The sequence below is a fragment of the Mycobacterium sp. E2733 genome (genome assembly GCF_001667585.1).
GTDB lineage: Bacteria > Actinomycetota > Actinomycetes > Mycobacteriales > Mycobacteriaceae > Mycobacterium.
The window spans coordinates 1-10,355 of sequence record NZ_LZJZ01000140.1; the positions used below are offsets into that span (position 1 = coordinate 1).

Genomic DNA, 10,355 nt, shown 5'->3' on the forward strand with positions numbered 1-10,355 from the left:
GTCGTGCGGGTTCATCACGTGGTAGGTGCGGAATCCGTCGACCGCCTGAGCGCCCAGCGTGGCGATCGCCTCGGCGATGAAGCCGACCGGCAGCCCGTCGAAGTGGGCGCGTTGCCGCTTGCCGTCGGCGCCGAGCCGGAAGAACGAGGAGGGCGCTACCCCGGTGGCCAGGATGCTCAGCACCATGCGGGTGACGGTGTCCGGCAGGTTGAGCTGCCCCGCGTAGGTGGTGTCGGCCAGAATCATGCCGGAGCGGAAGACCGAGACCGGCAGGCCGCACAGGTCGTGCGCCTCGCGCAGCAACACCTCACCGGCCCACTTGCTGTTGCCGTAGCCGTTGGCCAGGCTTCCATCGATGGTGCGGCTGGGGCTGATGACCCGGATGTCGGCGTCCTCGGTGAACAGCGACCGCTCGATCTGGCGGCCGACGTCCGAAGTCGACACGTAGCTGTAGGGCTTGATCTTGGTGGTGAGCGCGATCCGGATCAGCTCGGCGGTGCCCATGACGTTGGGCCCGAACAGCTCGCGGTAGGACAGGACCGCGTTGACCAGCGCGGCGGCATCGACGATGAGATCGACGGAGTCGGCCAGCCGCTGCCAGGTCTGCCGGTCCAGGCCGAGGTTGGCTTCGCCCTTGTCTCCGGCGACGACCTCGAGATGGTCGGCGGCAAGTTCCTCGAAGTGGCGCAACAACTTTGGGTCGCCGCTGTCGAAGGTCTGGTGCAGACGGCGGCGCGCGTCCTCGCCGGACCCGCCGCGCACCAGGCAGATCAGGGTGCCGTCGACGAGTTTCATCCGCTCGAGCCATTGCAGGACCAGGTAGCGGCCGAGGAAGCCGGTGGCCCCGGTCAGCAGGACCGTCCGCGCCTCGGTGCCGGCCCGCGGCAGGCTCGGGGCCGCCGACAGCGTCGGGGCGTCGATGAACTTGTCCAGCGTGAGGTCGCCCGCGTGCAGCTCGGCGGTGTCGCGGCCGTGCACGGCCGCAAAGCACAGATCGCTGGCCGGGCTCACGGCCGGAGCCGTTTCCAGCAGCCTGCCATCCCTGCCCAACAGCTGGCTCAGGCTGCTGACGGACGGCGCGTCGAAGATCGTGCGGACCGCGAGGTTGGTATCCAGGGTCTTGTTGATCGCGGCGACCAGGCGCATCGCCGACAGCGAATCGCCGCCCAGGTCGAAGAACGACTCGTCGACTCCGACCTGCTCGATCCCGAGGATCTGGGCGTAGACGCCGGCCAGGACCTCTTCGACGACGTCGGCGGGGGCGCGGTACAGGCCGGCCCGGTATTCGGGCGCCGGCAGGGCGCGCCTGTCGAGCTTGCCGTTGACCGTCAGGGGCAGCGCCTGAAGAACCATCACCGCGGCAGGGACCATATAGGCAGGCAGCCGGTCGGCAAGCTGCGCGCGGATCGCGGCCGGGTCCACCGCCCCGGGGACGGACTCGGTGACGTAGCCCACCAATCGTTTGTCGCCCGGGCGGTCCTCGCGGGCGATCACCGCCGCCTGCTCCACGCCGTCCAGCGCGGCCAGCGCCGCCTGAATCTCGCCGAGTTCGATGCGGTAGCCGCGGATCTTGACCTGTTCATCGGCGCGCCCGAGATACTGCAGCTGCCCGTCGGCGCCCCACCGCACCAGATCGCCGGTGCGATACATGCGTGTTCCGGCCTCCCCGAACGGGCAGGCCACAAACCGCGACGCCGTCAGCCCGGGCCGGCGCAGATACCCGCACCCGACGCCGCGGCCGGCCACATACAACTCGCCGACCACGCCGACCGGCACCGCCCGCAACCAGCCGTCCAGCACGAACAACGCCGCCCCCGGCACCGGTGCACCGATCGGCACCACCGCCGACCCCGCCGCCAGCGGGGCGCTGATGGCGGCGTAAACCGTGGTCTCGGTCGGGCCGTAGCCGTTGATCATCACCCGCCCGGGCGCCCACCGATCCACCACCTCGGCCGGGCAGGCCTCGGCGGCGACCATCAGCGCGGCCGGTCCCAGTCCCTCGGGCGACAGCGCCGCCGCCGCCGACGGGGTTTGACTCAAGACGCTGACCTTTTCGGCCACGAGCAAGGCGTGGAAGTCGTCCGGTGCGGCCGTTACCGACTCGGGCACCACGAGCAGACGGCCGCCGTGCAGCAACGCGCCCCAGATCTCCCACACCGAGTAGTCGAAGGCGTAGGAGTGGCACTGGGTCCACACCTGTTCCGGCGCCGGCCGCAGGCCGACGTCGAGTGCGTCGAACAGACGGGTGACGTTGTGGTGGGTGACGGCGACGCCCTTGGGCGAGCCCGTGGTGCCCGACGTGTAGATGATGTGGGCGACGTCATCGGGGCTCGGCGGCGGCACGCCGGTGTCCGGGCGGGCATCAATGGCGGTGTCGTCGGTGGCGATGGTCGGCACGTCGTACCCGCGGAGCCGGTCGGCCAGCCCGCTGGTGGTGACCGCGGCGATCGGCGCGGCGTCGGCCATCATGAACTCGATCCGGGCCGGCGGGTGCGCCGGGTCGATCGGCAGGTAGGCCGCCCCGGCCTTCAGCGTCGCCAGGATCGCGATGATCGCGTCGGCGCACCGGTTGAACAGCAGCGCCACACTCTGGCCGGGGCCCGCACCGTGCTCGATCAGCAAGTGCGCCAAACGATTTGACGCCTGATCGACCTCGCGGTAAGTCATCGAGCGGCCGTCGAAGGTGACCGCCACCGCCTCGGGCGTGCGCGCCGCCTGGGCGGCGAACAACCCCGGGATCGACGCGGGCCTCGCGGGCCGGGTCAGTACCGCGCGGTTGCCGATCTCGTCGAGGAGCGCGTGTTCGTCGGCATCGAGCACATCCATCGACGACAACCGCGCCGTCGGATCTGCGGTCATCGCCGCCAGCACCCGATGCAACCGCGCGCTGAGCGCTTCGATGCCGGCCGGGTCGAAGACGTCGGTGTCGAATTCGACGCGAAGGCCCAATTCGTCGCCCGGCATGGCTTGCAGTGTCAGCGGGTAGTGGGTGGATTCGCGGGTGGCGATGTCGGTGATGGCCAGCTCGCGGACGTCCAACGACGCGGCCGTGTCGATGGGGTAGTTCTCGTAGACGAACAGGGTGTCGAAGAGTTGGTCGTGGCCGGTCGCGCGGTGGACCTCGGTAAGCGCCAGGTGTTGGTGCTCGAGCGTGTGGTTGTGGTCGCTTCGGAGTTGATCGAGCAGGTCGGCGGTGCTGGTGGCCGCGGTGACGGTCGCGCGCACCGGGACCGTGTTGATCAACAGGCCGACCATCGTTTCCGCGCCGGGCACGTCGGTCGGCCGGCCCGATACCGCGGTGCCGAAGGTGACGTCATGCTGGCCGGTCAGCCCCGTCAGCAGCTGCGCCCACGCGGCCTGCAGCACGGTGTTGACGGTGGTGTGACACGAGCGCGCCAGCTCGGTCAGCGCCCGGGTGGTCTCCCCGGGCACCCGAGACGAGACCACACCGCGCCGCCCGAGCCCGGACCGACCGGGTGGGGCCACCAGGGTGGGGGTGTCGAAGCCGGCCAGCACATCGCGCCAGGCCGCGCGGGCGGCCTCGAGGTCTCGGTCGGCCAGCCAGCCGACGAACCGGCGATACGGCGTGGCCGCGGGGAGTCGCTGCCCGTAATAGCCGGCGAAGATCTCCCCCAGCAGGATCGGCAGCGACCAGCCGTCGAGCACGATGTGGTGATTGGTCAGCACGACCCGGTACCGGCCTTCGGCGGTGCGGATCAAAGCCACCCGAAAAGCCGGTGGCTCGGCGAGGTAGCAGACCGCGGCGCGTTCGGCGGCGCACACCTGCTGGACCTGTTCCTCGACGTCCAGTTCGAAGTACTGCCACGCCGCCGTGGGGTCGGCCGGGATGATTTGGACCGGCCGGTCGAATTCCTCGCAGAACCGGGCGGCCAGGTTGGGATGGCGGTTGACGACCGCCTGGACGGCGTCGTGCAGGCGATGCGGGTCCAGCGGGCCGGTGACCGTGATGTCCAGCTGCATCGCGTACAGGTCGTCGTTGCCGCCGGTGGCGCCGGCGTGAAAGTGCAGCCCCTGCTGCAGGGGGGTCAGCGGCAAGATGTCGGCGATCCGGTACTGCCGCTGCAGGGCGTCGATCTGAGGTTGGCTGAGCCGCGCCGGGACGATATCGGAGGGCGTCAGTCCGCCGCCGCCGCGTTGGACGTGCGCGCAGATCCCGGCCAGGGCGTCGAACCACAGCCGGCTGAGTCGGCTGACCTGGCCGCGGTCCAGCACCGAAGGGGCCCACGTCCAGGTGGCTTGCAGGTGCGGGCCGGAGTCGCTTCCGGTCTCGTTTTCCAAGGCGACGGCGTTGAGCTCCACGGTGTGCCCCAGAGGCATCGGCACGGTGGTTGCTCCGGCGACCGACAGGCCGTCCTGGCTGACGCGCCACAGCTGGTCGGGGACGTTCGCGGCGCCCGCGCCCATCCGGCCCAGATAGTTGAAGCCGATCGCCGGATCCGAGCCGGGCAGGTCGATGTCGGCGTTGAGGTAACGCAGCAGCCCGTAGGTCAGGCCGTCGGGCAGGGCGCGGAGCTGTTCTTTGCCGTCTTTGATCACCGGACCCAGGGCCGCGTCGCCGTCCACGACCTGGCTCCAGCGCAGCCCACCGACGGCCAGCGAAACCGGGTACTTGGTGGTGAACCAGCCCACCGTGCGCGACAGGTCGACGTCGTGAAACAGGTCGTCGTGGCGCCCGTGGCCTTCGACGTCGATGCCGATGGGCGCGCCGGCGTCAGCGCCGAAGTATTCGGCCCACGCCATCCCGAACGCGATCAGCAGGATGTCGGTGATGCCGGTGTGAAACGCCGCGGGCACCTCACCCAGCAGCAGCCGGGTCGTCTCGGCATCCAGTGCAGCCGTCAGATGCCCGGCGCTGGCGTAGGTATCCAGCTCGGGTTGTACCGGCGGCAACGCGGCCGGAACCGCCAACGCCTTGCGCCAGCCGCCGGCCTGGTCGACGACCGCGGGGGCGTGCGCGTGCTCGTCGAGCAGCGCGGCCCAGCGGGCGAACGAGGTCCCGGTCGCGGGCAGCGCGATCGGTTGTCCGCCGTGATGCTGGGCCCAAGCGATGTTCAAGTCCTCCAACAGGATTCGCCAGGACACCGCGTCGACGGCCAGGTGGTGGATGATCAGTGCCAACTGGCCGGTGGCGGTCGCCCACAGTGCGCTGACCATCGCCCCGCCGGCCGGGTCCAGCCGTGACCGGGCGTCTGACAGCGCCTCTTCGGAGAGCGCGTCGACGGTCCGCAGGCAGGCAGCGGCGGCGACCGAACCCGGCCCGGACACCTCGAGTGACCGGTCGCCGGCATCTTCGGCGCCTACACGCAGCCGCAGCATGGCGTGCCGGTCCAGCAGCGCCTGAAGAACGATCGCCACGTCGGCCTCGGTGACCCCGGCGGGCGCCTGGATAACCATCGTCTGGTTGAACTGATCGATCGGGCCGTCCACGGTGAAAAGCCAGCGCATGATCGGGGTGGCCGGGATCCGTCCGACGCCCTCGTCGACCGGGACGGCTTCGCCGCCGGCCACCATGACCACCCGGGCCAGCCGGGCCACGGTCTGCTCGACGAAGACGTCGCGCGGCCGACAGGTCAGCCCGGCCGCCCGCGCCTGGGCCACCACCTGCATCGACAAGATGCTGTCCCCGCCCAGGTCGAAGAACGACTCCTCGACGCCCACCCGCTCCAGCCCGAGCACCTGGGCGTAGATGCCGGCCAGGACCTCCTCGACCGCGTTGGTCGGCGCGCGGTAACGATCGACGTCCCCGTACTCCGGTGCCGGCAGGGCGCGGGTATCGAGTTTGTTGTTGACCGTCAACGCCCACGCGTCGACGCCCACCACCGCGGCCGGAACCATATAGGCCGGCAGCCGCTGGGCCAGCCGGGCGCGCGCCTCGGCGGGGCTCGCTGTTCCGGTGATGTAGCCGACCAGGCGCTTGTCGCCGGGACGGTCCTCGCGGGCGAGCACCACCGCCTGCTCCACACCGTCCAGCCCCGCCAGCGCGGTTTGGATCTCACCGAGTTCGATGCGGTACCCGCGGATCTTGACCTGATCGTCGGCGCGTCCGAGGTAGCGCAGCTCTCCGTCGGGGCCCCACCGCACGAGGTCGCCGGTGCGGTACATCCGCGTGCCGGGGGCGCCGAAGGGACAGGGGACGAATCGTGACGCGGTCAACCCGGCCCGTCGCACATACCCGACCCCCACGCCGCGACCGGCGACGTACAACTCCCCGACCACCCCCGGCGGCACGGGGCGCAGCCATTCGTCGAGGACGAACAATGCCGCGGTCGCCACCGGGCCGCCGATCGGTGCCGCGCCCGAGCCCGCCGCGAGCGGCGGGCTCATCGACGCGTACACCGTCGCCTCCGTCGGGCCGTAGGCGTTGATCACCACCCGTCCGGTTGCCCACCGATCCACCACCTCGGCGGGGACCGCCTCGCCGCCCAGCAGCAACGCCACCGAATCCAATCCCTGCGGCGAGAGTGCGGACACCGCGGACGGGGTCTGGGTGAGCACGTTGACCTCTTCGCCGACCAGTAAGGCGTGGAAGTCCTCCGGCGAGGCGGTGACCTCCTCGGGCACGACTACCAGCCGCCCCCCGCCGAGCAGCGCAGCCCAGATCTCCCACACCGAGAAGTCGAAGGCATAGGAGTGGCACTGGGTCCAGACCTGGGCATCCGGCAGGTCTGGGTGCCCCGACTGCGCCAGGTGGGTCAGGTTGCGATGGCTGACGGCAACGCCTTTGGGGACGCCGGTGGTCCCGGAGGTGTAGATGAGGTAGGCGATGTCGTCCGGGTCGGGCGCCGGCAATGCGGTGCCGGGTTGGCTGTCCACCGCGGGATCGTCGGCGTCGATGACCGATACGTCGTACCCGTCGAGTCGCGACCGCAGGCCCGCGGTGGTGATGGCGGCGATCGGCGCGGCGTCGGTGATCATGAAGTCGATCCGGGCGTCGGGCAGCGCGGGATCGATCGCCAGATAGGCCGCCCCGGACTTGAGTACGGCCAGCATCGCGGCCACCGCCTGCGCCGATCGCTCCAGCAACAGCGCCACACATGAGCCGGGCCCCACCCCGTCGGCGGCCAGCAGGCGCCCCAGCCGATTGGCGGCCTCGTCGAGTTCTCGATAGGTCAGTGAGCGGCCGCCGCAGCGGATCGCGACGGCCTGCGGCGAGCGGGCCACGTGGCCGGCGAACAACTCCGGAACCGACACGGGCGCCGGGGCGGGCCCCGTCAACACCGCCCGGTTGCCGATCTCATCCAACCGGGCATGCTCGGCGGCATCCAGCACGTCGAGCGACGACAACCGCAGGTCCGGGTCGGCGGTCATCGCGTACAGCACGCGTTCGAAGCGTTCGATGAGCGCGGCGACGGTTGACGTGTCGAACAGGTCGCTGCGGAATTCGACCGCGCCACCGATGCCGGCGGGCTCCCCGGCCTCGGTGAAGCGCTCGGCCAGGGAGAACGACAGGTCCATGCGGGCGGTGTGGGTGTCCACCAGCACCTGGGTGGCCCGCACCTCGCCCAGCGTCAATCCCGCTGCGGGGTCGACGTTTTCGTGCCCGGACAGGTTCTGCCAGGACAGCATCACCTGGACCAGCGGGTGATGGGCCAAGGATCGGGTCGGGTTGAGCCGCTCGACCAGCACTTCGAAGGGCACGTCTTGGTGGTCGTAGGCGGCGAGGCTGCGCCGGCGCACCTGGCCGAGCAGTTGGGCGAAGCTGGGATCTCCGGCCAGATCGACCCGCAACACCAGGGTGTTGACGAAAAATCCGACCAACTCGTCGAGCGCGGGATCGGCACGCCCGGCGATCGGGAACCCCACCGCCACATCCGAACTGGCGCTGAGCCGTGCCAGCAGCACTGCCAAGGCCGTCTGAACCACCATGAAGGTGGTCGCGTTGTGCTCACCGGCGAGCTCGCGCACCCGTTGCTGGAGCTCCGCCGGCCAGTCCACGTCGGCTTTGGAGCCGTGCTGATCGGCCACCGGCGGATAAGGCCGGTCCGTTGGCAAGTGCAGGCATTCGGGCATCCCGGCCAGCGCATCCTGCCAGTAGGCCAGCTGGCCGGCGATGGGGCTGTCGCCGTCGTCGAGATCGCCGAATTGTTCGCGTTGCCACAACGTGTAATCGACGTACTGCACCGGTAATTCAACCCAGCCCGGCGCCCGACCCGCGCTCCGGCTGGCATACGCCATGCCCAGATCGCGCATCAGCGGGGTGATCGACCAACCGTCGGCGGCGATATGGTGCACCACGCCCACCAATACGTGTTCATCGTCGGCGACGCGAAAAAGCTTTGCCCGCAGCGGGATCTGTGTTGCCAGGTCAAAGGTGTGGGCCGCCGTCTCCTCGATCGCCTCATTCAGCCGAGTTGGCGACCAGTCGGCGGCATCGACGATTTCCCAGCCCAAGTCGATACGCTCGGCGGACACCACCCGCTGCTGGGGTATGCCGTCGGGTGCGGCAATCAGCGTGCGCAGGCTCTCGTGGCGTGCGGTCACGTCGACCAGCGCAGCACCCAGCGCGTCGACATCGAGGCGCCCGCACAACCGCAATGCCACCGCCATGTTGTAAACCGGTGAGGGGCCCAGCAATTGGTCGAGGAACCACAACCGATTCTGGGCGAACGACAACGGCACCACCGTCGGGCGATCGACGGGAACCAGCGGCTTGCGCCGCCCTTCCGCGCTGCCGATGCGGGGCGCCAACTGGGCAATCGTGGGGAAGTCGAACAAGGCGTGCACGTCAAGGTCGGCGTCGAGCGCGGTGCTGACCGCGGCGACCAGGCGCATCGCGGACACCGAATTCCCGCCCAGGTCGAAAAACGAGTCGTCGGTGCCGACCCGGTCGAGCCCGAGGATCTGTGCGTAGATGCCGGCCAAGATCTCTTCGACGGCATTGGCCGGGGCGCGATAGTGTTCGGCGTCTTGGTATTCCGGCGCCGGCAGGGCGCGGGTGTCGAGTTTCCCGTTGATCGTCAAGGGCAGCGCGAGCAACGTCACGATCGCCGCGGGCACCATGTAGCCCGGCAGCCGCTCGGCCAGCGCGGCGCGCGCGGTGGCGGGGTCGGCGGTGCCGGTGATGTAGCCGACCAGCCGTTTGTCGCCGGGGCGGTCCTCGCGCGCGATCACCGCGGCGTGTGCGACGCCGTCCAGTGCGGTCAGGGCGGCCTGGATTTCGCCGAGTTCGATGCGGTAGCCGCGGATCTTGACCTGTTGGTCGGCGCGACCCAGATACTGCAGTTGCCCGTCGGGGGCCCACCGCACCAGATCCCCGGTCCGATACATCCGCGCCCCCGCTCCGCCAAAGGGGCAGGGAACGAACCGTGACGCGGTCAGCCCGGGCCGGCGCACATACCCGATCCCGACGCCCTGGCCGGCCACGTAGAGCTCGCCGACGGCTCTGGGCGGCACCGGGTGCAGCAACTCGTCGAGAACGAACAAGGCGGTCCCGGGCACTGGGGTCCCGATCGGCACCACGGCCGAATCGGGGCTCAGCGGGGCGCTGATGGTGGCGTACACGGTGGTTTCGGTTGGGCCGTAACCGTTGATCATCACGCGCCCGGGCGCCCAGCGGCCGACCAGGTCGGCCGGGCAGGCCTCGCCCGCGGCCATCAGCGCCACCGCTTCCAATCCCTCGGGGCAGAGGGCGGCTGCCGCTGAGGGGGTCTGGCTCAAGACAGTGACGTGTTCGGCGACGAGCAGGGCGTGGAAGTCGGACGGTGCGGCGGCCACCGCCTCGGGCACCACGACCAGCCGCCCGCCGAACAGCAGGGCGCCCCAGATTTCCCAGACCGAGAAGTCGAACGCGTAGGAATGGCACTGGCTCCACACTTGCGCCGGAGTCAGTTCCAGCCCGACGTCGAGTGAGTCGAACAGCCGGGTGACGTTGTGATGAGTGACTGCAACGCCTTTCGGTACACCGGTGGTGCCCGACGTGTAGATGATGTGGGCGATGTCGTCGGGCGCCGGGGCAGGCAGCGGGGTCACCGGTTGGGTGTCGATGCGTGGGTCGTCGATGTCGACGACGGTCAAATCGCACCCGTGCAGCCGCCCTGCCTGCGCGGCGGTGGTGACCGCAACAATCGGCGCGGCGTCGGCGATCATGAATTCGACGCGGGCGGCGGGCACCGCCGGGTCGATCGGCAGATACGCCGCCCCGGTTTTGAGCACCGCCAGGATCGCCGCAATCGCCTGGTCGGACCGGGAGAACAGCACTGCCACGCACGCACCCGGGCCGACGCCCAATCCAACTAACAAGTGCGCCAGCCGGTTCGACGCATCGTCGAGTTCTCCGTACGTCATCGAGCGACCCTCGAAGGTGACCGCCAGGGCCTCGGGCGCTTGCTGCACCC

At 70.1% G+C, this 10,355-nt stretch carries 1 protein-coding gene and 1 pseudogene; both read right to left on the reverse strand.

The genetic code is table 11. The features are described 5' to 3' along the window. Nucleotides 1-8,745 (reverse strand): non-ribosomal peptide synthetase (locus A5678_RS25690; protein WP_231983774.1); only part of this gene is annotated, 8,745 nt, incomplete at its 3' end. Nucleotides 8,746-8,763: 18 nt separating this feature from the next. After that, a pseudogene (locus tag A5678_RS28145) lies at nucleotides 8,764-10,305 on the reverse strand (amino acid adenylation domain-containing protein); the annotation flags it as partial. Between the last annotated feature and the right edge of the window lie 50 nt (nucleotides 10,306-10,355).